Consider the following 23198-nt stretch of genomic DNA (forward strand, 5'->3'; position numbering starts at 1 on the left):
AAACCGATGAAATTCGTTGTTCGAGCCTCTCGATCACACTGAATCCGAAGTTGCGGAGGGTCGGGGCTGTCGAAAGCGTCACCTCAACGACTAGGCTGTGGACGTCTCACCCACCGGACATCTGAAACTCTGACAAGGAGGGGTGGCAAAAGTGACCACCGAGCTGCGTCGTCTGCGCAACTACATCAACGGGGAGTTCCGGGACGCCGCCGACGGACGGACCATCGACGTGGTCAACCCGGCCACCGGCGAGGTCTACGCGACCTCTCCGCTCTCCGGCCAGGCCGACGTGGACGCGGCGATGGAAGCCGCCGCGGCCGCGTTCCCCGCCTGGCGGGACACCACCCCGTCGGACCGCCAGAAGGTACTGCTGAAGATCGCGGACGCCTTCGAGGAGCGCGCCGAGGACCTCATCGCCGCCGAGGTCCAGAACACCGGCAAGCCGCACGGCCTGACCGCCAGCGAGGAACTGCCGCCGATGGTGGACCAGATCCGCTTCTTCGCCGGCGCCGCCCGCATGCTCGAAGGCCGCTCCGCCGGCGAGTACATGGAGGGCATGACCTCGATCATCCGCCGCGAGCCGGTCGGCGTCTGCGCCCAGGTCGCGCCGTGGAACTACCCGATGATGATGGCCGTGTGGAAGTTCGCCCCGGCCCTCGCCGCGGGCAACACGGTCGTCCTCAAGCCGTCCGACACGACCCCCGCCTCGACCGTGCTGATGGCCGAGATCATCGGCCAGATCGTCCCCAAGGGCGTCTTCAACGTCATCTGCGGCGACCGCGAGACCGGCCGTGCCATGGTCGAGCACCCGACCCCCGCGATGGCCTCCATCACCGGCTCCGTACGCGCCGGCATGCAGGTCGCCGAGTCGGCGGCCAAGGACGTCAAGCGCGTCCACCTGGAGCTGGGCGGCAAGGCGCCGGTCGTCGTCTTCGAGGACACCGACATCGCCAAGGCCGTCGAGGACATCTCCGTGGCGGGCTTCTTCAACGCCGGCCAGGACTGTACGGCCGCCACCCGCGTCCTGGTCCACGAGTCCATCCACGACGAGTTCGTCAGCCTGCTCGCCAAGGCCGCCGCCGACACCAAGACCGGCCAGCCGGACGACGAGGACGTGCTCTACGGCCCGCTGAACAACGCCAACCAGCTGAAGCAGGTCTCCGGCTTCATCGACCGCCTCCCGGCCCACGCCAAGGTCGAGGCCGGCGGCCACCGGGTCGGCGACAAGGGCTACTTCTACGCCCCGACCGTCGTCTCCGGCCTCAAGCAGGACGACGAGATCGTGCAGAACGAGGTCTTCGGCCCCGTCATCACCGTCCAGTCGTTCAGCGACGAGAAGCAGGCGCTGGAGTACGCGAACGGCGTCGAGTACGCCCTGGCGTCCTCCGTCTGGACCAAGGACCACGCGCGCGCGATGCGCATGTCCAAGAGCCTCGACTTCGGCTGTGTGTGGATCAACACCCACATCCCGCTGGTCGCCGAGATGCCGCACGGCGGTTACAAGAAGTCCGGCTACGGCAAGGACCTCTCCGCGTACGGCTTCGAGGACTACACGCGCATCAAGCACGTGATGACGTCCCTGGGCTAAGACCGGCCCCGAACGGGCGGGCGGGGTTCGGTCCCCGCCCGCCCGTTCTGTTTTCGGGCGCCGCTACGAGCAGTCCGAGTGGTACGCGTACGGCCGGTCCGGGCAGAAGCGGCACTCGAAGACGTACATGCCGCCCATGTCACCGAGCATCAGGCCCGGCGGGCGCTGCACCGGGCGGCGGGCGTCGTACGGCAGGTCGATCACCGTGCCCTCGGCGGGTATGTCCTCCACCGGCACCCACGAGCGCCACGACTCCCCGTCGAACTCCGCGCTGTTGACCGTCAGCAGATGCTCCATCCGCCGCCCGCAGCCCAGGCAGTCCGGCCAGTACGGGTCCTGCGTCCAGGTCGGATAGCCGCCGACCTTGATGCCCTCGGCCACCGACAGATGCGACCAGTACGACCAGCCGGTCTCCTCCTCGACCGTGTCGAACCGCTCCTCCAGCGCCTCGTACACGGACTCCGGCAGGTCCCAGTTCGGATACTCGGTCACCCGCTCCGGGTGCACCACACACGGGTCCGGCAGATAGTCCTCGCGGGCCCCCTCCGGCCGCGGCGGCGCCGTCAGCTCCTCCTCCACGAGGCCGCTGTCACGCCAGTACAGCTCCGGCCGGGGCACATAGCCGTGCTCGTGGTCGAAGGGGCACCACAGCATCTGGAAGAGATCCGTGCCCTTGGGGAAGGGCAGTTCGGGCACATCGGGGGCGTACAGCTGCACCACCGGCACCATCGGCAGCGGCCCGTGGCCGCGCGGCGGGGCGTAGCCCGTACGCGGATGGTCGTCCTCGCAGTGCGGCCACGGCTCCCCGGCCGGCCACAGCAGCGGCCCGCCCACCGAACTGTCCAGGACCCCGGGGCTTCCCTGCCGCGGATGGAGCCGTACGGTCTCCCGGCGATAGGCGACGACCTCGGGGAACAGGGCCTCCACATCGAGCGGCCGGGGCGGGGTGGTTCGCGACGTCTCAGACATGACCGCAGACTAGGGGCCGGGTCTGACAACGGCCCCCGCCGCCGGGGCCGCCGACCGGTCGACAACGTGTCCGGCCCCACGCCTGGCGGTCGACGGAGCGTCCATTGCCCCTCACCGCCCGTCCGGGGATGCTTCCTGAGTGCGAGCCCTACCGAGCAGTATCCGCAGCCCCCTTCCCCGCCGTTCGCTGCTGCGCGTGCTGGGCGCCACCGCGGCGACGGCCGCGCTCGGCGGCTGCGGGGTGCCCGCCGCCTATGTCGAGCCCGGTGACCGGGCCGGCCGCGACCTGTCCGCGCGCGACCGTACGCTCGACTTCGCCAACTGGCCGCTCTACATCGACACCGACGAGGACGACACCTCCCTGCGTCCCACGCTCGCCGCCTTCACCGACCGCACCGGGGTCTCCGTACGCTACACGGAGGAGATCAACGACAACGACGAGTTCTTCGGCAAGATCAGCCCCGCGCTGATGAACCATCAGGAGACCGGCCGGGACCTCGTCGTCGTCAGCGACTGGATGGCCGCCCGGTTCGTACGCCTGGGCTGGGTGCAGGAGATGGACCGCACCCGGCAGCCCAACGTGGCCAGGTACCTCGACCCGCAGCTGCGGTCCCCCGGCTTCGACCAGGGCCGTACCCACAGCGTCCCCTGGCAGTCCGGGATCACCGGCATCGCCTACAACCGCCGCGCGCTCGGCCGGGAGATCAGGTCCACCAGGGACCTCTGGGCCCCCGACCTGCGCGGCAAGGTCACCCTGCTCTCCGGCCTCGACGAGTCCTTCGCCCTGCTGATGCAGGGCAACGGCGTCGACGTGACCCGGTGGACCGCCGACGACTTCCACACGGTCTGCGAGCAGGTGGACAAGCTCGTGAAGACCAGGCACATCCGGCGGTTCACCGGCAACGACTACATCAAGGACCTGTCCACCGGGGACGTGCTGGCCTGCCAGGCCTACTCGGGCGACGTCATCCAGCTCCAGGCCGACAACCCCGACATCGAGTTCGTCGTCCCCGAGGAGGGCGCCGAGCTCTGGGCGGAGAGCCTGATGATCCCCAACCTCGCCCGCCACAAGGCCAACGCCGAGAAGCTGGTCGACTTCTACTACCAGCCCGAGGTCGCCGCCGAGCTCGCCGCCTGGGTCACCTACGTCTGCCCGGTCCCCGCCGCACGCGACGTCCTCGCCGACTCCGACGACGAGGAACTGGCAGCGCTCGCCGAGGACCCGCTGATCTTCCCCGACGACGCGATGCGGCGCCGCCTGGCGACCGCCCGGGACATCACCTCCGAGGAGCGGGCTCAGTTCGCGAAGAAGTGGAACGCGATCGTCGGCCTGTGACCTGTGGCCAGTGACCTGTGACTTGTGGCCTGTGACGGGCGGGCGTCGGACGGCTCACGGCGTCGGCGGGCCGTACGCGCCCACCATCAGGGCCAGCGCGACCTGGTTCATCTCCTGACCCTTCGCATCGGTCGCGTTGACGCTGTACACCAGCGTGCGCGCCCCGTCGCGGGTGGACGCGATCGCCGCGGTGTAGCCCCAGCGGCCGCCCGTCTTGCCCCACACCTCCCGCCCGCCGAGCCGCTTCATCGACAGCCCGACCGAATAGGCCGCGGGAGCCCCGGACTTGTAGGTCGGCACGAGCTCGCCGTTCAGCCGCGGCAGGGTGAACATCTCCTCCAGCAGCGGCCCGCGCACCACTCGGCCCGCGAACAACGCCTTCGTGAACCGCTCAAGATCCGCCGTGGTCGAGATGACGTCACCGGCCGCCCAGCCGTCCGTCGCCCCCCACACCGACACATCCCGCAGCCCCCGGGAGCCGTCCTCCAGCGTCATCAGCTGGTAGCCGTGGTTGTGCGGGCCGTGGATACGGGGGCTCGTGCCGGGGAAGTACGTGCCGCGCAGCCCGAGCGGGCCGAGGATGCGGCGCTGCACCGTACGCTCGTAGCTCTCGCCGGTGACCCGCTCGACCAGCAGACCCGCGATCGTGTAGCCGATGTTGAGGTAGTGCTGCTGGGTGCCGGGGGCGAACTCCCGCTCCTGGCCGGTCGCCGAGCGGACCATCTCCCGCGCGTCGTGCCGCTCGAACCGCAGTGCGTACCGCTCCTCGACGGTCCGGCCGGGCATCTTGGCCGCAGGGATGCCATGGGTGTGGTTGAGCAACTGCCGTACGGTCACGTCCCCGTACGCCGCGGGGATCAGCTCCGGCAGATACGAGCGGGCCGTACGGTCCAGGTCGATCCGGCGCTCGGTGGCGAGCTGGAGAACGGTCGCCGCGGTGAAGACCTTGGTCACCGAACCGGCCCGGAAGCGCGCGTGCGGGTCCGCGGGGCGGTTGCTGCGCAGGTCGTGCACGCCGGAGGTGCCGTGCCAGCTCCCCTCGGTGCCGCCGACCCGCACCAGCGCGGCGGTCGCGTCCTGCCGCGGCAGCCCGGCGATCGCCGCCGCCAGCCGCTCGGCGTCGGCGGCCGGTACACCGCCCCGGGCGGCGGCCGCCACCGGCGGGTGGGCGGCCGCGGGCAGTACCGAAGGGCCCGCCGCGACACCGAGGACGAGCGCGGCGGCGATCAGGGCACGGGTCCGTGCGTTCATGGTCAACTCCTGGGACATGAGCCGTTGTTCTCGACGGCTCCATCCTGCTGGCCTGCGGCTTCACACGGATCGCCGACGCGGGCGGTCTTCCCGGGTCAGTCCCTCGCCGACGCGGGGGAGAAGCCGCCGCCGGCGCCTCCCCCGGCCGGGGGAGCACCCGCCGCGACCAGACCCGTCTCGTAGGCGCAGATCACCGCCTGGATACGGTCGCGCAGCCCCAGCTTGGCCAGCACATGGCCCACATGCGTCTTGACCGTGTGCTCGCTGACGACGAGGGACGCGGCGATCTCCGCGTTCGACAGGCCACGGGCGAGCAGCAGCAGCGTCTCGCGCTCCCGGGCCGTCAGCACCTCCAGCCGGGGATCGGGGCGCGGCGCCCGGCGCGTGGGCCGGGTGTACTCCTCGACGAGCCGGCGCGCCACCGACGGCGCGAGGAGCGAGTCGCCCCGCGCGACCACCCGCACGGCGTGCACCAGGTCGTCCCTGCGGACGTCCTTCAGCAGGAAGCCGCTCGCGCCCGCGTGCAGCGCCTCGTACACATACGCGTCCGAGTCGAACGTCGTGAGCATCACGCTCCGGCAGGCGCCGGCGGCGCTGATCGCGCGGCACGCCTCGATCCCGTCCATGCGCGGCATGCGGATGTCGAGCAGCGCCACGTCCGGGGCGTGCCGGCGCACCGCCTCGACGGCCTCGGCCCCGTCGCCCGCCTCGGCGACCACCTCGATGTCCGGCTGGACGTCCAGGATCATCGCGAAGCCGCTGCGGACCAGCTCCTGGTCGTCGGCGACCACGACTCGGATCGTCATCGTTCCCCTTTCCGGGCCGTCTCCAGCGGGAGCTCGACCCGCAGTTCGAAGCCCCGGCCGTCAGGTCCCGGGCCGGTCGTCGCCCGGCCGCCGTGGGCGGCGGCCCGCTCGCGGATCCCCACCAGGCCGTGGCCGCCCGCGGCCGGCGTCCGGGCGCCCCGCCCGTCGTCGGTCACCGTGATCCGGACCACCGCCTCACCGTAGGTGAGGTGGATGTGGGCGCGGCGCGCGGCCGCGTGTTTGACGGTGTTGGTCAGGGCCTCCTGGACGATGCGGTGGACCGTCGTCCCGGTCGCGTCGCCGAGGGCCCGTACGTCCCCGGTCTCCTCGTAGGTCACCTCGAGCCCGCTGGCCCGCACCCGCTCCACCAGGCCCGGCAGCCCGGCGATGCCCGGCTGCGGCTCACGCGGCGACGCGCAGTCCCCCTCCGGCTCCTCGCGCAGCACGCCCAGCATGCGGCGCAGTTGGACCATGGCGTCCCGGCCGGTCTCGGAGATCGCGTCGAAGGCCGCCTCCGCCCGCTCCGGCGCCGTACGCACCGCCACCGGTCCCGCCTCCGCCTGCACGATCATCAGGCTCACCGCATGGGACAGGATGTCGTGCATCTCCCCGGCGATCCGGGCCCGTTCGCGCGCGGCGGCCTGCTCGGCCTCGATCCGGTTGGCCCGTCTGCTCGTGTCGACCAGCCGCCCGAAGACGTACGCCGCGGCGAAGACGAAGAGCGAGAAGGTCAGCTCCCGCACGGAGCGTGTGTTGAGCCAGACCGACACGGGCACCGCCACCACCAGGGCCAGCAGGGTCGCCAGGCGACGGCGGGGCGGGCACAGGGCGGCGATCGTGTAGACGATGACCAGGCCGGTGTACGGGAGCGGCTGTCCGGGCCCGTCCACGGCCAGCCGGTACAGCGCGCTCGTCGCCAGGATCGCGGCGAAGACGGTGACCGGCGCGCGGCGGCGCCAGACCAGCGGCAGCACGGTCAGGGTGGTCAGTCCGTACGCCTGCCAGGTCGCCGGAGCCAGCTCCGGCGCGCGCGGCACCACGAACGGCATCGACATCGCCGCCTGCACCAGCAGCGCGATCCCGATGTCCACGGTCCATGGATGGGTGCGCGACAGCACCCGGGCCCGGTCCCACAGCCCCCGTATGTCTCCCGGGACGTCCACTAGGGCTGCCGTTTGCGCAGGACGGAGGCGAGCGTGTCCACCCGGTTGGTGGTGATCGAGTCCACGCCGTGCGCGATCAGCTTCCGCATGGTGCGCCGGGTGTCCGCGGTCCACGCAGAGAGCAGGAAGCCGTCCCGGTGCACCCGGTCGGCGAGGTCCCGGCTCACCAGCCCGAAGCGGTAGTTGAGCCAGCGGGGCGCGACGGCGTCGAGCAGCACACGCCGCGGCGGGGCGAGCGTGTCCCAGGTCAGCGCGATCTCCGCGGCCGGGTCGGCGGCCCGCACCTGAAGCATCGCGGTGGGGCCGCCGCAGTAGTACGTACGCCCGCCCGCGCCGCATTCGCGGACGACGCCGACGATGGCGCGAATGTCGGACTCGGTGGCGCCCGGCACGTCGATCATCAGCCGGTGCGACCCGGCGGCGAGCAGCGCGTCCCGCAGCGTCGGCACGCCGCCGGCCACCGCCCGGACCTCGTCGTACGTGAGGCTGGTCAGCAGGCGGTCGTGCCTCCACAGCCGCTTGAGCGTGTCGTCGTGCAGCAGCACGGGCACGCGGTCGCGGGTGAGCCGGACGTCGATCTCGACCGCGTCCGCGCCCCGTTCGACCGCCGAACGGAGCGACGCGAGGGTGTTCTCGGGGAAGCGGTAGGGGTCGCCTCGATGCCCTACGACGGTGACGTTGCGCATGGACCCATTGTCGCCGGTGCGGTCGGGGTCCTACCGGCTGAGCCAGGCGTCGGTGTAGGTGTCGATCTCGGCGGCGATCCGGGCCTTGCCGTCCGTGTCGAGGAAGGACGCCTCGACGGCGTTCTTGGCGAGCGCGGCCAGGCCCCGCTCGTCCAGGTCCAGGAGCCGGGCGGCGACCGCGTACTCGTTGTTGAGGTCGGTGCCGAACATCGGCGGGTCGTCGCTGTTGATCGTCACCAGCACACCGGCCCGCACCATCTCCTTGACCGGGTGCTCGTCGAGGTCGGTCACCGCGCGCGTGGCGATGTTGGAGGTGGGGCAGACCTCCAGCGCGATCCGGTGGTCGGCCAGGTGCTTCAGCAGGGCCGGGTCCTGGACGGCGCTGATGCCGTGGCCGATGCGCTCGGCGCCCAGCTCGCCCAGGGCGTCCCAGATCGTCTCGGGGCCCGTCGTCTCGCCCGCGTGCGGGACGCTGCGCAGACCGGCGGCGCGGGCCCGGTCGAAGTACGGCTTGAACTGCGGGCGGGGGACACCGATCTCCGGCCCGCCCAGCCCGAAGGAGACCAGCCCCTCGGGGCGCAGGTCCACCGCGAGCCGCGCGGTCTCCTCGGCGGCCTCAAGGCCGGCCTCGCCGGGGATGTCGAAGCACCAGCGCAGGATCACGCCCAGCTCGGCCTCGGCGGCCTTGCGGGCGTCCTCGATCGCCGCCATGAACGCGTTCTCGTCGATGCCGCGGCGGGTCGAGGAGTACGGCGTGATCGTCAGCTCCGCGTAGCGGATGTTCTGCCGCGCCATGTCACGGGCGACCTCGAACGTCAGCAGGCGGACGTCCTCCGGGGTGCGGATCAGGTCCACGACCGACAGGTAGACCTCGATGAAGTGGGCGAAGTCCGTGAAGGTGAAGTAGTCGCGCAGCGCCTGCGGGTCCGTGGGGACCTTGGAGTCGGGGTGGCGGGCGGCCAGTTCGGCGACGATCCGGGGAGATGCGGAGCCCACGTGGTGGACGTGCAGCTCGGCCTTGGGGAGTCCGGCGATGAAGGGGCGCAGATCGGTCATCGGATCATCGTAGGCGGGGTGGGGACCGGGCGGCCCTGGGGTATGAGCCACGTCGTAGCATGGCGGGACCATGATGGGGGAGGCACATGTCTGACCAGAGCGACCGGCCGGACCCGTGGGCGCCGCCGGAGGGCCGCACACCACAGGACAAAGTGGAGCTGAGCAAGCCGACGCCCGGAGCCGCGGGCGGTCCGACGCCGCCTCCGGTGCACGACCAGCCCACGATGACGGCGATGCCGGGGGCGGGCGGCTTCGGCCCGCCCGACCTGGGCGCGGTTCCGCCCCCGCCGACCGCTCCGGGCGGCCCGGCGACGGCGCCCCCGGCGAGCGGCTACGGCTACCCCACCGCCCCCACGGCCTCGGGGTACGGCCACCCCGGCTACCCGGGCTACTCCGGCTACGGCCAGCCCGGCTGGCCCGGCGCCGCACCGGCCAACGGCATGGGCATCACGGCGATGGTCCTCGGGATCTGCGCCACGGTCGGCTTCTGCGCGTACGGCCTCGGGATCATCCTGGGCATCCTCGCCCTGATCTTCGGCGTCATCGGCCGTAAGCGCGTGCAGCGCGGCGAGGCGACGAACTCGGGGATGGCGGTCGCCGGGATCGTGCTCGGCTCGATCGGCATGGTGGTGAGCGCCGCCTTCCTCGCGTTCCTGATCTGGGCGATCGTGCAGAGCGAGAAGGAGGACAGCGGCACCTACGACTCGTACTCGACGTCCCTGGTCGTGCAGTCCGCCCGCTGACCTTTCCCCTCCGTGGGACCGCCGGGGGCCCGCGCCCCCGGCGTCAGGCCCGGCGTCAGCCCCACAGGCGCTCCCGGGCCTCCATCAGGGCGAAGCCCAGCAGGTTCAGACCCCGCCAGCGGGCGGGGTCCTCGGCGCGGGGGTCGTCGGCGGCGAGGCCGATGCCCCAGATGCGGTCCAGGGGGCTCGCCTCCACCAGCACGCGGTCGCCCGTCGACAGCAGGAACGCCCGCAGGTCCTCGTCAGCGGCGAACTTGTGGACGCTGCCCTCGACGACGATGCCGTACCGCTCCCGGTCCCAGACCGTCTCGTCGAAGCCCCGGACCAGCCGGCCCGCGTTCTTCGCCTGCGCCGGGCTCCGCGCCTCGACCGCCGCGCACTCCGCGTCCGGATCGCCGAAGAGCCGTGCCTTCGACGCCATCATCCAGTGCTCGGCCGTGGCATAGCGTGTTCCGTCGACCGTGAACGGCGACGGCCACCACTGGCTCAGACAGCTCTTCCCGACGCGTCCGTCGCGGCGCGGCGTGTGCCCCCAGAAGTGCAGGTATTTCACTCGCTTACCCTTGCTGACCTGCGCGGTCAGCTCCTCGATGCTCCCCATGCATGCGAGTTTGGCATCCGCCACGGACACTCCGTACGGAGATTTTCGCGGCGCCTCGACACTTGGTCGACCGATTCCGTCGCGTAACCAAAAGGCAACAACGGAATCACTTGTTGGACCGCATGCGCTCTGTCAGGATCGGCACTCAATTCGATCTGGAACAACGGAGAGCGTGATGGGCAACCGCTTCCAGGACACGGACAGCGAGACGGACAGCGAGACCGGCAGCGGCACCGCGGCCACCACCGCGGCCACGGTCGCCGAGCGCTTCGCGCAGGGCGCGCAGTACATCGGCGGGCGGCTGCGGCCGGGCACCTCAGGGCGGGAACACGGCGTCGTCGACCCCGCCACGGGCAAGACCGTGCACACCTACGACCTCGCCGGCACCGCCGACGTGGACGCCGCCGTCGCCGCCGCCCGGGAGGCGTTCCCCGGCTGGGCGGGCGCCACGCCCGGCGAGCGCTCGGAGGCGCTGCACCGGTTCGCCGGTGTCCTCGCCGAGCGGGCCGAGGAGTTCGCGCGCGTCGAGTCGCTCCAGTGCGGCAAGCCCATCAAGCTCTCCACCGAGTTCGACGTACCGGGCACCATCGACAACACCGCCTTCTTCGCCGGCGCCGCCCGCCACCTCCAGGGCCAGTCGGCGGGGGAGTACAGCGGCGACCACACCTCGTACGTCCGCCGCGAGCCGATCGGCGTCGTCGGCTCCATCGCGCCCTGGAACTACCCGCTCCAGATGGCCGCCTGGAAGATCCTCCCGGCGATCGCCGCGGGCAACACGATCGTCCTGAAGCCCGCCGAGCTCACCCCGCTGACCTCGCTGATGTTCGCCCAGGCCGCCACCGAGGCGGGGATCCCCGACGGGGTCGTGAACGTCGTCACCGGCGCCGGACGGGACGCGGGCGAACACCTCGTCGGCCACGGCGACGTCGCCATGACCTCCTTCACCGGCTCCACCCCGGTCGGCAAGCGGGTCGCCGAGATCGCCACCTCCACCGTCAAGCGCCTCCACCTTGAGCTCGGCGGCAAGGCGCCCTTCGTCGTCTTCGACGACGCCGACCTGGAGGCCGCCGTGCACGGCGCGGTCGCCGGCGCCCTCATCAACACCGGCCAGGACTGCACCGCCGCCACGCGCGCGTACGTCCAGCGCCCCCTCTACGACGCGTTCGTGGAGCAGGTCGCGGCGCTCATGGAGACCGTCCGCCTGGGCGACCCCTTCGACCCTGCCACCGACCTCGGCCCGCTCATCAGCCACGCCCAGCGCGACCGGGTCGCCGGTTTCGTCGACCGGGCCCGCGGCTACGCCCGGATCGTCACCGGCGGCGAGGCCCCCAGGGGCGACGGCGCGTACTACCGGCCCACCCTCGTCGCGGACGCCCCCCAGGACAGCGAGATCGTCCAGGCCGAGATCTTCGGCCCGGTGCTGGTGGTGCTCCCGTTCGACTCCGACGAGGAGGGTCTGCGGCTCGCCAACGACACCCCCTACGGCCTGGCCGCCTCCGCCTGGACCCGGGACGTCTACCGGGCCGGCCGGGCCACCCGGGAGATCAAGGCAGGGTGCGTCTGGATCAACGACCACATCCCGATCATCAGCGAGATGCCCCACGGCGGATACAAGGCGTCGGGCTTCGGAAAGGACATGTCGGTGTACTCCTTCGAGGAGTACACGCAGGTCAAGCATGTGATGTACGAAAACACCGCGGTGATCCGGAAGGACTGGCACCGCACAATCTTCGGGGACCGATAGCCACTCGCCGCCGCACCGACCACGCGGCGACACCCATCCCGAAAGGGCACAGCGCATGGAGCAGTACGAGCCCGACGGCCTGTCCGCGGCCCAACTGGCCGCGATGCGGCGCAGTCTGACCAGCGGCCGGGGCGCCCTGACCCGCCGTTCGATGCTGCGCGCCGGCGGCGTCGGCGCGCTCACCCTCGGCGGCCTCGCCGGGCTGAGCGCCTGCGGCATCCCTCCCGCGAAGCGGGAGGGCGCGGGCCCCGCGTCCACGGACTACTCGGACAAGGAGAAGCGTCTGTCCTTCTCCAACTGGACCGAGTACATGGACGTCAGTGAGGACGAGAAGACCTACCCGTCGCTGCAGGCGTTCACCAAGCGCACCGGCATCGCGGTCAAGTACACCGCCGACATCAACGACAACGTCGAGTTCTTCGGCAAGATCAAGCCGCAGCTCGCCGCGGGCCAGGACACCGGCCGGGACCTGATCTGTGTCACCGACTGGCTCGCCGCCCGCATCATCCGGCTCGGCTGGGCGCAGAAGCTCGACGCGTCCCGCCTGCCCCATGCGTACGCCAACCTCTCGGCGCAGTTCCGCAGCCCCGACTGGGACCCCGGTCGCGCCTACTCGTACCCCTGGACCGGCATTTCCACCGTCATCGCCTACAACTCCAAGGCGACCGGCGGCCGGAAGGTCGACTCCGTGTCCCAGCTCCTCGACGACCCCACGCTCAAGGGCCGGGTCGGTTTTCTCACCGAGATGCGGGACTCCGTCGGCATGACCCTGCTCGACATGGGCAAGGACCCCGGCTCCTTCAAGGACGCCGACTTCGACGCGGCGATCGGACGCCTCCAGAAGGGCGTCACCACCAAGCAGATCCGCCGCTTCACCGGCAACGACTACACCTCCGACCTGGACAAGGGCGACCTCGCCGCCTGTCTGGCGTGGGCCGGCGACGTCATCCAGCTCCAGGCCGACAACCCGGACATCAAGTACACGATCCCCGCCGCCGGATACATCACCTCCAGCGACAACCTCCTTGTCCCGGCCCAGGCCCGGCACAAGACCAACGCCGAGAAGCTCATCGACTACTACTACGAGCCCCCGGTCGCCGCCCAGCTCGCCGCGTACATCAACTACGTCTGCCCGGTCGACGGCGTGAAGGAGGAACTCGCCAAGATCGACCCGGCGCTCGCGGACAACACGCTGATCCTCCCCGACAAGGCCATGGCGGCGAAGTCGCGCGCCTTCCGTTCGCTCAGCAGCGCCGAGGAGACGGCGTACGAGGAGAAGTTCGCCAAGCTCATCGGAGCCTGAGCCGACGCCGCCCAGCCGACCCGCCCCCTCGAAACCCCTGGGATCACGACCCATGACTGACAAGAACACCGGCGGCGACGTCCGTCTCACCGGGATCAGCAAGTCCTACGGCGCCTTCACCGCCGTACAGCCGCTGGACCTCACCGTCCCCGAGGGCTCCTTCTTCGCCCTCCTCGGCGCCTCCGGCTGCGGCAAGACCACCACGCTGCGGATGATCGCCGGCCTGGAGGAGCCCACCACCGGCACCGTCTTCCTCGGCGACCGCGATGTCACCGACCTGCCGCCGTACAAGCGCCCGGTCAACACCGTCTTCCAGTCCTACGCACTCTTCCCGCACCTCGACATCTACGAGAACGTCGCCTTCGGTCTGCGCCGCCGTGGCGTCAAGTCGGTGAAGAAGCAGGTCGGCGAGATGCTCGAGCTCGTCCAGCTCGGGGACAAGGCCAAGCACAAGCCGCACCAGCTCTCCGGCGGGCAGCAGCAGCGCGTCGCCGTCGCCCGCGCGCTCATCAACCACCCGCAGGTCCTCCTGCTCGACGAGCCGCTCGGCGCCCTCGACCTGAAGCTGCGCCGCCAGATGCAGCTGGAGCTCAAGCGCATCCAGACCGAGGTCGGGATCACCTTCATCCACGTCACCCACGACCAGGAGGAGGCCATGACCATGGCCGACACGGTCGCGGTGATGAACGGCGGCCGGGTCGAACAGCTGGGCGCCCCCGCCGAGCTCTATGAGAACCCGCGCACCACCTTCGTCGCCAACTTCCTCGGCACGTCCAACCTGATCGAGGCGGAGGTCGTCGAGGCGGGCGCCGAACTCGTCGTCACGGCCGGCGGCGGCAAGCTGCGGCTGCCCGGCGAGCGGTGCTCCGCGCCCGCCGCCACCGGCGGCCGGCTGCTCGTCGGCATCCGCCCCGAGAAGATCTCTTTGGCGCACGCCGACGACGAGAACACCATCGCCGCCGGCCGCAACAAGGTCACCGGCAGGATCGTCGACACCTCCTTCATCGGCGTCTCCACCCAGTACGTCGTCGACAGCCCGGCGGGCGGCGCGCTCCAGGTGTACGAGCAGAACATCGAGCGCGACACACGGCTCGTCCCCGGCGCCCCCGTGGTCCTGCACTGGAACCCCGCCCACACCTTCGGCCTGGACGCCGCCCAGGCCATCGACGCCGGGGTCGAAACGGTGGAGGACGCCGCGTGACCGTCACCGACGCCCCACCCGCAGCCGAGCTGCCGGACCTTCCGGTCCGCAAGGCCTCGGCCCGCAAGCGGCTCGTCCCGTACTGGCTGCTGCTGCCCGGCATCCTGTGGCTGCTGGTCTTCTTCGCCCTGCCGATGATCTACCAGGCCTCCACCTCCGTGCAGACCGGCTCCCTGGAGAAGGGCTTCGAGGTCACCTGGCACTTCCAGACCTACTGGGAGGCGCTGAAGGAGTACTACCCGCAGTTCATCCGGTCCCTGCTCTACGCCGGCACCGCCACCCTGCTCTGCCTGCTGCTGGGCTATCCGCTCGCGTATCTGATCGCCTTCAAGGCGGGCCGCTGGCGCACCCTGCTGCTCGTCCTGGTCATCGCGCCGTTCTTCACCAGCTTCCTCATCCGGACGCTGGCGTGGAAGACGATCCTCGCCGACGGCGGCGCGGTCGTCGGCGCGCTGGACGCCCTCCACGTCCTCGACGTCACCAACTGGCTGGGCTGGACCGAGGGCAACCGCGTCCTCGCCACCCCGATGGCGGTCGTCTGCGGCCTCACCTACAACTTCCTGCCGTTCATGATCCTGCCGCTCTACACCTCGCTGGAACGGATCGACGGCCGACTGCACGAGGCCGCCAAGGACCTCTACGCCTCGCCGGCCACCACCTTCCGAAAGGTGACCTTCCCGCTCTCCATGCCCGGCGTGGTCTCGGGCACGCTGCTCACCTTCATCCCGGCCAGCGGCGACTACGTCAACGCCGAACTGCTCGGCTCCACCGACACCAAGATGGTCGGCAACGTGATCCAGTCCCAGTTCCTGCGAGTCCTGGACTATCCGACGGCCGCGGCGCTGTCGTTCATCCTCATGGCGGTCGTCCTGCTCATGGTCACCGTCTACATCCGCCGGGCGGGAACGGAGGATCTGGTCTGATGCGTTGGATCCGTCGGAACCTTGTCGTCATCGCGGGGCTGCTCACGCTCGCGTACATGATCCTGCCGAACATCGTCGTGATGGTGTTCTCGTTCAACAAGCCGGCCGGGCGGTTCAACTACTCCTGGCAGCAGTTCTCGCTGGACGCCTGGAAGGACCCCTGCGGCGTCGCCGACCTGTGCGGCTCGCTCACGCTCTCCCTCCAGATCGCCGCGTGGGCCACGCTCGGCGCCACCGCGCTCGGCACGATGATCGCCTTCGCGCTGGTCCGCTACCGCTTCCGGGCGCGCGGCGCGATCAACTCGCTGATCTTCCTGCCGATGGCGATGCCCGAGGTCGTGATGGCCGCCTCCCTGCTCACGCTCTTCCTCAACATGGGCGCGGAGCTGGGCTTCTGGACCGTCCTGATCGCCCACATCATGTTCTGTCTGTCGTTCGTCGTCACCGCCGTCAAGGCCCGGGTGATGTCCATGGACCCGCGCCTTGAGGAGGCCGCCCGCGACCTGTACGCGGGGCCGGTGCAGACCTTCGTACGGGTCACGCTGCCGATCGCCGCACCCGGCATCGCGGCGGGCGCGCTGCTCGCCTTCGCGCTCTCGTTCGACGACTTCATCATCACCAACTTCAACGCGGGCTCGACCGTGACCTTCCCCATGTTCGTCTGGGGATCGGCGCAGCGCGGCACGCCCGTGCAGATCAACGTCATCGGCACGGCGATGTTCATCATCGCTGTACTGGTGGTCGTCGCCGGGCAGATCATCACCAACCGGCGAAAGCGCACCGCGACAACCTGAGAAAGCTCGAAGGAGTTGGAAACCATGGCCCCAGTCGCCATGCGTAGTGCCGCACACTCTCTCTCCGACGCCCGGCCCGTCCCCTTCTGGCTGGAAGACCCCGGCAAGCCGGCCGCCCTGCCCGCCCTCACCTCCGCCGAGCGCTGCGATCTGCTCGTGGTCGGCGGAGGCTACAGCGGACTGTGGACCGCGCTCCTCGCCAAGGAGCGCGACCCCGGGCGCGACGTCGTGCTGATCGAAGGCCGCGAGGTGGGCTGGGCCGCCTCGGGCCGCAACGGTGGCTTCTGCGCCGCCTCCCTCACCCACGGGCTGGGCAACGGCCTGGCCCGCTGGCCCGGTGAGCTGAGCACGCTGGAGGAGCTGGGCGAGCGCAACCTCGACGCCATCGAGGCGGCGGTCGCGGCGTACGGCATCGACTGCGACTTCGAGCGGACCGGCGAGATCGACGTCGCCACCGAGCCGCACCAGCTCGACGAGCTGGGCGAGATGTACGCGGAGGCCGAGCGGCTCGGGCTCGCCGGTGGCCTGGAGCTCCTCGACCAGGACGCCGTACGGGCCGAGGTCGACTCGCCCACCTTCCTCGGCGGGCTGTGGGACCGCCGCGGCGTCGCCATGCTGCACCCCGCCAAGCTGGCCTGGGGCCTCAAGCGGGCCTGCCTGGAGCTGGGTGTACGGATCTACGAGAACACCCAGGCCCTGGACCTGGCCGCGGCCGGCCCCGGCATGGCCGTGCGGACTCCCTACGGCCGGATCCTCGCCCGCCGGCTCGCCCTCGGCACCAACGTCTTCCCGTCGCTGGTCAAGCGGGTGCGGCACTACGTCGTCCCGGTCTACGACTACGCCCTGATGACCGAGCCGCTGAGCGAGGAGCAGCTCGCCGCGGTCGGCTGGAAGCGCCGGCAGGGCCTGGGCGACTCCGCCAACCAGTTCCACTACTTCCGGATCACCGCCGACAACCGCATCCTGTGGGGCGGCTACGACGCGATCTACCCCTACGGGGGCCGGGTCAGCGCCGAGATGGACCACCGCCCGGAGACCTACCTCAAGCTCGCCGAGCACTTCTTCACCTGCTTCCCGCAGCTGGAGGGGCTCCGCTTCAGCCACGCCTGGGGCGGCGCGATCGACACCTGCTCGCGCTTCTCGGCGTTCTTCGGCACCGCGCACGGCGGCAAGGTCGCCTACGCCACGGGCTACACCGGGCTCGGTGTGGGCGCCACCCGGTTCGGCGCCGATGTGATGCTCGATCTGCTGTCGGGGCGGCGCACGGAGCGTACGGAGCTGGAGATGGTGCGCTCCAAGCCGCTGCCGTTCCCGCCCGAGCCGTTCGCCTGGGCCGGGATCGGGATCACCAAGTGGTCCCTGGCGCACGCCGACACCCACGGCGGCCACCGCAATCTGTGGCTGAAGGCGATGGACCGTCTGGGCCTCGGTTTCGACAGCTAGACACCGCTGGATCCCGCCAAATTTCGTCAGTGTGCGCCGACCGCACGCCGGGGGCGCACACCAATCGATCAAGATATGACCCAGTTCACCACCAACCATTGGCCCGAACCCGCGTAATGATCGTCGCCAACTCCGCTCTCCCCGCGTGGACGCAATCGTCCGCACACGGACATGGAGGCCGTTGGCAATGACAGGTTCGGGGGCCAAGACCGCAGTGGAATGGCTGGTGTCGGTCGCACCGGATCCTGACGCCTGCCGGTGGGAATGGGAGCGCAACCCCCTCGGGGTCGCGCTGCTGCCCGCCGGCCGGCGCTGGGACGTACTGATCCTCCCGGGGGAGCTCGGCTATCCGACGCTCGATGTGCTCACCCGGCTCGTCGACCGGCCCGGCCCGGTCCTCGCCGACTTCGGCGATGCCCGGATGGGCTTCTTCGTGCCGCCGGGCACGGCCGCGCGCTGGCTCGGTACGGGGGTGCGCAGCGCCGGCTGGGGCACCTGGATCGTCGTGCCGTACCCCGGCCGGGCCACCGGCGGGGTGCGCTGGCTGATCGCGCCGGACGGTACCGGGACCCTCACGGACGCCGCGCTGCTCGAACTCGCCATGCACGAGGCGGCCGGCCGGCTCGCCCGCGAGGAGAGGGGGGAGCCGGGCCGCTGAGACGCCAGAGGTCTCGCCCTCCCGGTCATCCACGCCCTGACCGCTACAACCAGTGGGAGTTCAGCTGGGAGTTCAGCCGGAACTTCGACGCATACCCATGGAGCTGAGCAGCAGAACCGCCGAGAACAGGAAGACGCTGGCCAGGACGTCCAACGGCCAGTGGTAGCCGCGCAGCACCAGACCGGTGCCCGTCGCCGCGGTCAGCGCCCCGGCGGCGGCGACCGCCCAGCGCCGGGCCACCAGCAGGGCTGCCCCGCCGTAGGCGATCAGCGCCGTGGCCGTGTGGCCCGAGGGGTAGTAGCCGGTCGCCTCGGTGAGCGGGCCCTGCCGCTCCAGCAGCAGCTTCAGCGGGACGACCAGAGCCGGTACGAGGACCATGGCCAGGCCCGCGTACAGCGCCTGACGGCGCCGCCCGCGCCACAGCGCGTACGCCAGCGCGCAGGCCAGCACGGGCAGGGCGACCTGCATGTTGCCGAGATCGGCGCTGAGTTCGGTGAGCCACCGCGGGCCACGGCCGGCGAGATGGCGGGAGACCCGTTCGTCCAGCCGGGCGAGGGGGCCGCCGACGGCGACCTGCCAGGTGGTGAGTCCGAAGAGGAGCCCGCAGAGGGCGAGAAGGAGATAAGCCGGCCGCCCCGGAACAGGGGGGGTGGTTCCGAGGCGGCCGGCTTGACCGGTGCACCGCGCGCCCCGGGGGGTGTGGGGCGGGCGGCCGTCCGATCGGTGAGGAGTTCCGGGACCGGAGGCCCCGGGGGTGTGCGCGAGGGCACGATCAGGGCGATGCTGGGGAGGCCCCGCCCTGTGGTCGCCCGCAGTCACCTGCGAGCGGGGTGTTTCTCTCATCTGCAGAAACCGTACGGCAGAGGCGAGGGGACCGACAGCCGGATCTCCATCCCGCCATCGGCCCCCCACAACCTCTTCACAGAGTGACGGTCACCCGTCACACGGACCGTCAGATCGCAGCCAGCGCCGCCTCGATGACGTCCAGGCCCTCGTTCAGCAGGTCCTCGCCGATGACCAGCGGCGGCAGGAAGCGCAGCACGTTGCCGTAGGTGCCGCAGGTCAGGACCAGCACACCCTCGGCGTGGCAGGCCTTGGCCAGCGCGCCGGCGGCCTCCGGGTTGGGCTCCTTGGTGGCGCGGTCCTTGACCAGCTCGATGGCGATCATCGCGCCACGGCCGCGGATGTCGCCGATGATGTCGTACTTCTCCGCCATCGCCGACAGCCGGGACTTCATGAGCGACTCGATCTTCTTCGCCTTGGCGTTGAGGTCGAGCTCCTTCATGGTCTCGATGGAGCCGAGCGCACCGGCGCAGGCCACCGGGTTGCCGCCGTAGGTGCCGCCCAGGCCACCGCCGTGCACGGCGTCCATGATCTCGGCGCGGCCGGTCACGGCGGCGAGCGGCAGACCGCCCGCGATGCCCTTGGCGGTGGTGATCAGGTCCGGGACGATGCCCTCGTCCTCGCAGGCGAACCACTGACCGGTGCGGCAGAAGCCGGACTGGATCTCGTCCGCGACGAAGACGATGCCGTTGTCGTTGGCGAACTTCACGATCGCCGGCAGGAAGCCCTTGGCGGGCTCGATGAAGCCGCCCTCGCCGAGCACCGGCTCGATGATGATCGCGGCGACGTTCTCGGCGCCGATCTGCTTGGAGATCTGGTCGATGGCCTGGGCGGCGGCCTCGGGACCGCAGTTCTCCGGGCCGGTGGGCCAGCGGTAGCCGTAGGCGACCGGCACCCGGTAGACCTCGGGCGCGAACGGACCGAAGCCCTGCTTGTACGGCATGTTCTTCGAGGTCAGCGCCATCGTCAGGTTCGTACGGCCGTGGTAGCCGTGGTCGAAGACGACGACGGCCTGGCGCTTGGTGTACGAACGGGCGATCTTGACCGCGTTCTCGACGGCCTCGGCGCCGGAGTTGAACAGCGCGGACTTCTTGGCGTGGTCGCCCGGGGTCAGCTCGGCGAGCGCCTCACAGACCTCCACGTAGCCCTCGTACGGCGTCACCATGAAACAGGTGTGGGTGAAGTCGGCGAGCTGGGCGGTGGCGCGGCGTACGACGGCCTCGGCGGAGGCGCCCACGGAGGTGACGGCGATACCGGAACCGAAGTCGATCAGACGGTTGCCGTCGACGTCCTCGATGATGCCGCCGCCGGCGCGCGCCGTGAAGACGGGAAGCACGGAGCCCACACCGCCGGCCACCGTGTCGAGACGGCGGGCCTGCAGCTCCTGCGACTTCGGGCCGGGAATCGCGGTGACGACGCGGCGCTCCTGCGGAATTGCGCTCATGAGGGCTCCTGGGGGTGTTTCCGGACGCTTTCAGAGTTTCTTTCCGCAGGTTAGGGGTGGGGGCCGGGGGCAGGCATGCGCCGATCGGGAGTGGTGGGAGTGTGTCGTTGTCCGCCACGGACATAGGAGGCGCGGGGGAGGGGCAAGCCTGCCCGCCCGGCGACGGCGCCAAATCGGGCCCGCGGGCGCCGAACCGCACTAGATTGACGGGGGTTACGGACGCGCGACCTGGCTGGTCAGGGGGCAGGGGTAGATGGACACCGACGGCACACACGACGCACGCGGCACCCAGGCGGGCGCAGGGGTGCCACGGCCGACGAGGGCGACGGGGGAGGCGGGGGAGCGGGAGAGGCCGTCGTCGGATGTGCCGGCGCTCGCCGCCCCTGCCGACCCCGCCGAGCGGGCCGCCGCGCCTGCCGACCCCGCCGGGGTGCCGTCGGGGGCGCCGGAGGTTCCGGCGCCTGCCGCGCCTGCCGAGCGGGCCGCCCCACCTGCGGCATCTGCCGCGCCCGCCGCGCCGCGCGGTGCGGCGGCCGGCGTGCCCACCGGGGCGCCGGAGGTTCCCGCGCCTGCCGCGCCCGCCGTCGCTCGCGCGGCACGGACCGCGCCCGCGCCTCCGCTGCCCGGCCACCTCCCGCCGCCTCCGGCCCACGCACCCGCCCGTGCCTCCGTTCTGGAGTGGCTGCGGGCACCGCGGCCCGTCGCAGAGCCGGGTATCTGGCGGCTGGGGCACCGGCCGCGGCCCGACGAGGAGCCCGAGCTCGTGCCCGCCCGGCGGCTCTTCGCGGGGGCCGTGATCTCGCTGCTCAGCGGCTGGCTGCTGTGGTCCCTGCTGTGGAACGGCTACCTCGGCCGCTACTGGCTGTGGCCGCTGCTCGTGCTCACCCCCGACTCCTGGCGCACCGACGCCGAGACCTGGGCCACCGCCAGCTACACCTACTACGCCCTGGTCGGCGGCGGACTGCTCGTCTTCTTCGCCCGGGTCGGCCACCTCCCCGAGATCTGGCGCCGGTACGCCCTGCGGCGCAAGACCGCGCCCCCGCCCCCGCCCGCCCCCGAAGCCGACCCCGCCGACTGGCCCGAGCTGCGCGCCGCCGGTCTCGACGACACCGCCCGCAGCCTCGCCGCTGCCACCCGCGACGGCAGCCTCGGCGACGTGGACTACGCCCGGATCACCCGCGCCTGGCAGGGCGTACGGGCCCGCCCCGAGCGGCTCGCCGCCTTCACCGAAGCCGTCCGCACCCAGGGCGCCGCCGCCTGCGCCCACCCCTCCGGCGTACGCGACCTGCCCGTACGTACCGCCACCCACGACCTCGCCGTCGGCCAGGTCCGGATCGGCACCGCCGCCGACCACCCCCGCAACCCCTACGCCCGCCGCACCACCGGCGTCGCCCTGGAACCCACTCTGTTGGGCACCTCGCTGCTCGCCGTCGGGCCCGCCGGCGCCGGGAAGACCGTCCGGCTCGTGCGGCCCGTCGTCGAGTCGCTCTGCCTCCAGGCCCTCGCCAACCGCGCCGCCGTCGTCGCCGTCACCTCCCACGGCACCGCCCTCGCCCCCGACACCGCCTTCGACGTCGTCGTCTCCGTCGGGCGCGCCGACTCCACCCACGACCTCGACCTGTACGGCGGCGCCGACGACCCCGACGAGGCCGCCCGGATCCTCGCCGAGGCCCTCGTCGGCGACCTGGTCGGCGACACCCGCCGGGCCGCCACCGCGCTCGCCCAGCTCATCGGGCCGTACCAGTCCGCCCACGGCCACTACCCCGGCGTGCCCGCGCTGCGCGAACTCCTCGACGGCGCCCCCGAGGCCCTCGCCGCCCTGCGCGCCGCCGTCGCCCACGATCCGGCCCAGCTGCGCGAGCTCGACGCCCGCGCCCGGCAGGCGGAGCGCGGCGACGAGGTGGGGGTGCTCCTCGCCGAGCGGGTCGCGTTCCTCGACCGGCCCGCCTTCGCGTCGTTCTTCCGCACCGACGTCCGCACCGGCCAGTTCTCTCTGCGCACTCTCGCCCACCCGCTGCGGGTCCGCGTCGACCTGCCCGAGCGGGGGCACGCCGAAGCCGCCCGGATCGTCTCCCGGCTGCTGCTCGCCCAGTTCGCCGAGGCCGCCCTCGCCCGTACCGACCGGTCGCTCTTCGCCTGCCTGGTCCTGGACGACGCCACGTACACCGTCACGACCGAGTCCGTGCGCGCCCTGCAACGGCTCCGCTCCGCCCACGCCGGTGCCGTGCTGGCCCTGCGCAGCCTGGAGGACGTGCCCGAGCACCTGCGCGGGCCGCTGCTCGGCGCGGTCGGCTGCCGGATGGCGTTCGCCGGGCTCACCCCGTGGGACGGCGGACGGTTCGCGGAGACCTGGGGCACCGAATGGGTCCAGACCCGTGACGTCACCAACCGGCAGATCATCTCCGACGAGCCCCTCACCAAGGCCCTGCACTTCATGCGGCGCCTGGTCACCGGCCGGGCCGCCACCGCGGAGGCCGTGACCGTCCGCGAGGTGGAGCGCCAGCGCTGGTCCGCCTCGGACCTGGCGCACGCCGTACCCGCCGGGCACGCCGTCCTGTCCCTGACCACGGTCGGCGGCGAACCCACCCCGCCGCTCCTCGTGGACCTGCGCGGCTGAGCCGGTACGGGGCCCGGACCCGTACGTTC

20 protein-coding genes are annotated in these 23198 nt (G+C 71.6%); 11 read left to right on the plus strand and 9 right to left on the minus strand.

Annotated elements, in window-relative coordinates; genetic code table 11:
* Positions 1 to 151 precede the first annotated feature (151 nt).
* Positions 152 to 1588 carry a gamma-aminobutyraldehyde dehydrogenase gene (locus ACZ7LT_RS31535; protein WP_471239521.1) on the plus strand — a complete coding sequence of 479 codons (1437 nt, stop codon included), beginning with the start codon at positions 152 to 154 and terminating at the stop codon, positions 1586 to 1588.
* Positions 1589 to 1651: 63 nt separating this feature from the next.
* On the opposite strand, the gene ACZ7LT_RS31540 is transcribed toward ACZ7LT_RS31535, so the two are convergent.
* Positions 1652 to 2557, minus strand: coding sequence for a YwqG family protein (locus tag ACZ7LT_RS31540; RefSeq protein ID WP_471239522.1), 906 nt, complete (start codon positions 2555 to 2557; stop codon positions 1652 to 1654).
* A gap of 139 nt (positions 2558 to 2696) precedes the next feature.
* Here ACZ7LT_RS31540 and ACZ7LT_RS31545 point away from each other — a divergent pair, with 139 nt between their 5' ends.
* Complete coding sequence (locus tag ACZ7LT_RS31545; protein ID WP_471239523.1) at positions 2697 to 3893, plus strand: polyamine ABC transporter substrate-binding protein; 1197 nt, start codon at positions 2697 to 2699, stop codon at positions 3891 to 3893.
* A gap of 54 nt (positions 3894 to 3947) precedes the next feature.
* Here ACZ7LT_RS31545 and ACZ7LT_RS31550 read toward each other — a convergent pair whose 3' ends face one another.
* The 5 genes from ACZ7LT_RS31550 to ACZ7LT_RS31570 all read right to left on the minus strand — a co-directional run bounded on the left by ACZ7LT_RS31550 (position 3948) and on the right by ACZ7LT_RS31570 (position 8855).
* Complete coding sequence (locus tag ACZ7LT_RS31550; protein WP_471239524.1) at positions 3948 to 5144, minus strand: serine hydrolase domain-containing protein; 1197 nt, start codon at positions 5142 to 5144, stop codon at positions 3948 to 3950.
* A gap of 95 nt (positions 5145 to 5239) precedes the next feature.
* Positions 5240 to 5950 carry a response regulator gene (locus ACZ7LT_RS31555; protein ID WP_471239525.1) on the minus strand — a complete coding sequence of 237 codons (711 nt, stop codon included), beginning with the start codon at positions 5948 to 5950 and terminating at the stop codon, positions 5240 to 5242.
* Complete coding sequence (locus tag ACZ7LT_RS31560) at positions 5947 to 7113, minus strand: sensor histidine kinase (RefSeq protein WP_471239526.1); 1167 nt, start codon at positions 7111 to 7113, stop codon at positions 5947 to 5949. Before ACZ7LT_RS31560 ends, ACZ7LT_RS31555 begins: the two co-directional genes overlap by 4 nt.
* Positions 7113 to 7799, minus strand: a complete 687-nt coding sequence (locus ACZ7LT_RS31565) for a glycerophosphodiester phosphodiesterase (protein ID WP_471239527.1) — start codon at positions 7797 to 7799, stop codon at positions 7113 to 7115. The genes ACZ7LT_RS31560 and ACZ7LT_RS31565 overlap by 1 nt, the downstream gene beginning before the upstream one ends.
* A 30-nt stretch (positions 7800 to 7829) precedes the next feature.
* Positions 7830 to 8855, minus strand: a complete 1026-nt coding sequence (locus ACZ7LT_RS31570) for an adenosine deaminase (RefSeq protein WP_471239528.1) — start codon at positions 8853 to 8855, stop codon at positions 7830 to 7832.
* An 86-nt stretch (positions 8856 to 8941) separates the two neighbouring features.
* Here ACZ7LT_RS31570 and ACZ7LT_RS31575 point away from each other — a divergent pair, with 86 nt between their 5' ends.
* On the plus strand, positions 8942 to 9598 hold the full coding sequence (locus tag ACZ7LT_RS31575) for a DUF4190 domain-containing protein (protein ID WP_471239529.1): 657 nt from the start codon (positions 8942 to 8944) through the stop codon (positions 9596 to 9598).
* A gap of 55 nt (positions 9599 to 9653) precedes the next feature.
* Here the strand turns inward: ACZ7LT_RS31575 and ACZ7LT_RS31580 are convergent, their stop codons facing one another.
* Positions 9654 to 10199: an NADAR family protein gene (locus tag ACZ7LT_RS31580; protein ID WP_471239530.1), complete on the minus strand. Its 546-nt coding sequence runs from the start codon at positions 10197 to 10199 to the stop codon at positions 9654 to 9656.
* A 175-nt stretch (positions 10200 to 10374) separates the two neighbouring features.
* Between ACZ7LT_RS31580 and ACZ7LT_RS31585 the strand changes: the two genes are divergently transcribed.
* The 7 genes from ACZ7LT_RS31585 (at position 10375) to ACZ7LT_RS31615 (ending at position 18265) form a co-directional block, all read left to right on the plus strand.
* Positions 10375 to 11943 (plus strand): gamma-aminobutyraldehyde dehydrogenase, encoded by a 1569-nt coding sequence (locus ACZ7LT_RS31585; RefSeq protein WP_471239531.1) that lies wholly within the window; start codon positions 10375 to 10377, stop codon positions 11941 to 11943.
* A 55-nt stretch (positions 11944 to 11998) separates the two neighbouring features.
* A complete protein-coding gene (locus tag ACZ7LT_RS31590; protein ID WP_471239532.1) occupies positions 11999 to 13246 on the plus strand; it encodes a polyamine ABC transporter substrate-binding protein in 1248 nt (415 codons plus the stop codon).
* A 52-nt stretch (positions 13247 to 13298) separates the two neighbouring features.
* Positions 13299 to 14447 (plus strand): ABC transporter ATP-binding protein, encoded by a 1149-nt coding sequence (locus tag ACZ7LT_RS31595; protein ID WP_471239533.1) that lies wholly within the window; start codon positions 13299 to 13301, stop codon positions 14445 to 14447.
* Positions 14444 to 15370: an ABC transporter permease gene (locus tag ACZ7LT_RS31600; RefSeq protein WP_471239534.1), complete on the plus strand. Its 927-nt coding sequence runs from the start codon at positions 14444 to 14446 to the stop codon at positions 15368 to 15370. The genes ACZ7LT_RS31595 and ACZ7LT_RS31600 overlap by 4 nt, the downstream gene beginning before the upstream one ends.
* A gap of 206 nt (positions 15371 to 15576) precedes the next feature.
* Positions 15577 to 16164, plus strand: a complete 588-nt coding sequence (locus ACZ7LT_RS31605; protein WP_471239606.1) for an ABC transporter permease — start codon at positions 15577 to 15579, stop codon at positions 16162 to 16164.
* Between the two features lie 24 nt (positions 16165 to 16188).
* On the plus strand, positions 16189 to 17607 hold the full coding sequence (locus tag ACZ7LT_RS31610) for an NAD(P)/FAD-dependent oxidoreductase (RefSeq protein ID WP_471239535.1): 1419 nt from the start codon (positions 16189 to 16191) through the stop codon (positions 17605 to 17607).
* 187 nt (positions 17608 to 17794) lie between these two features.
* Positions 17795 to 18265, plus strand: coding sequence for a hypothetical protein (locus ACZ7LT_RS31615; RefSeq protein ID WP_471239536.1), 471 nt, complete (start codon positions 17795 to 17797; stop codon positions 18263 to 18265).
* A gap of 72 nt (positions 18266 to 18337) precedes the next feature.
* Here the strand turns inward: ACZ7LT_RS31615 and ACZ7LT_RS31620 are convergent, their stop codons facing one another.
* Both ACZ7LT_RS31620 and gabT read right to left on the minus strand, forming a co-directional pair.
* The gene (locus ACZ7LT_RS31620) at positions 18338 to 19108 is read right to left on the minus strand and encodes a phosphatase PAP2 family protein (protein WP_471239537.1); all 771 of its coding nucleotides are present in this window, start codon (positions 19106 to 19108) and stop codon (positions 18338 to 18340) included.
* A gap of 109 nt (positions 19109 to 19217) precedes the next feature.
* Positions 19218 to 20552, minus strand: a complete 1335-nt coding sequence (gabT, locus tag ACZ7LT_RS31625) for a 4-aminobutyrate--2-oxoglutarate transaminase (protein WP_471239538.1) — start codon at positions 20550 to 20552, stop codon at positions 19218 to 19220.
* A 253-nt stretch (positions 20553 to 20805) separates the two neighbouring features.
* Here gabT and ACZ7LT_RS31630 point away from each other — a divergent pair, with 253 nt between their 5' ends.
* Positions 20806 to 23169 (plus strand): type IV secretory system conjugative DNA transfer family protein, encoded by a 2364-nt coding sequence (locus ACZ7LT_RS31630; protein WP_471239539.1) that lies wholly within the window; start codon positions 20806 to 20808, stop codon positions 23167 to 23169.
* Positions 23170 to 23198: the final 29 nt, after the last annotated feature.

It is taken from the genome of Streptomyces sp. NPDC039465 (assembly GCF_055639315.1).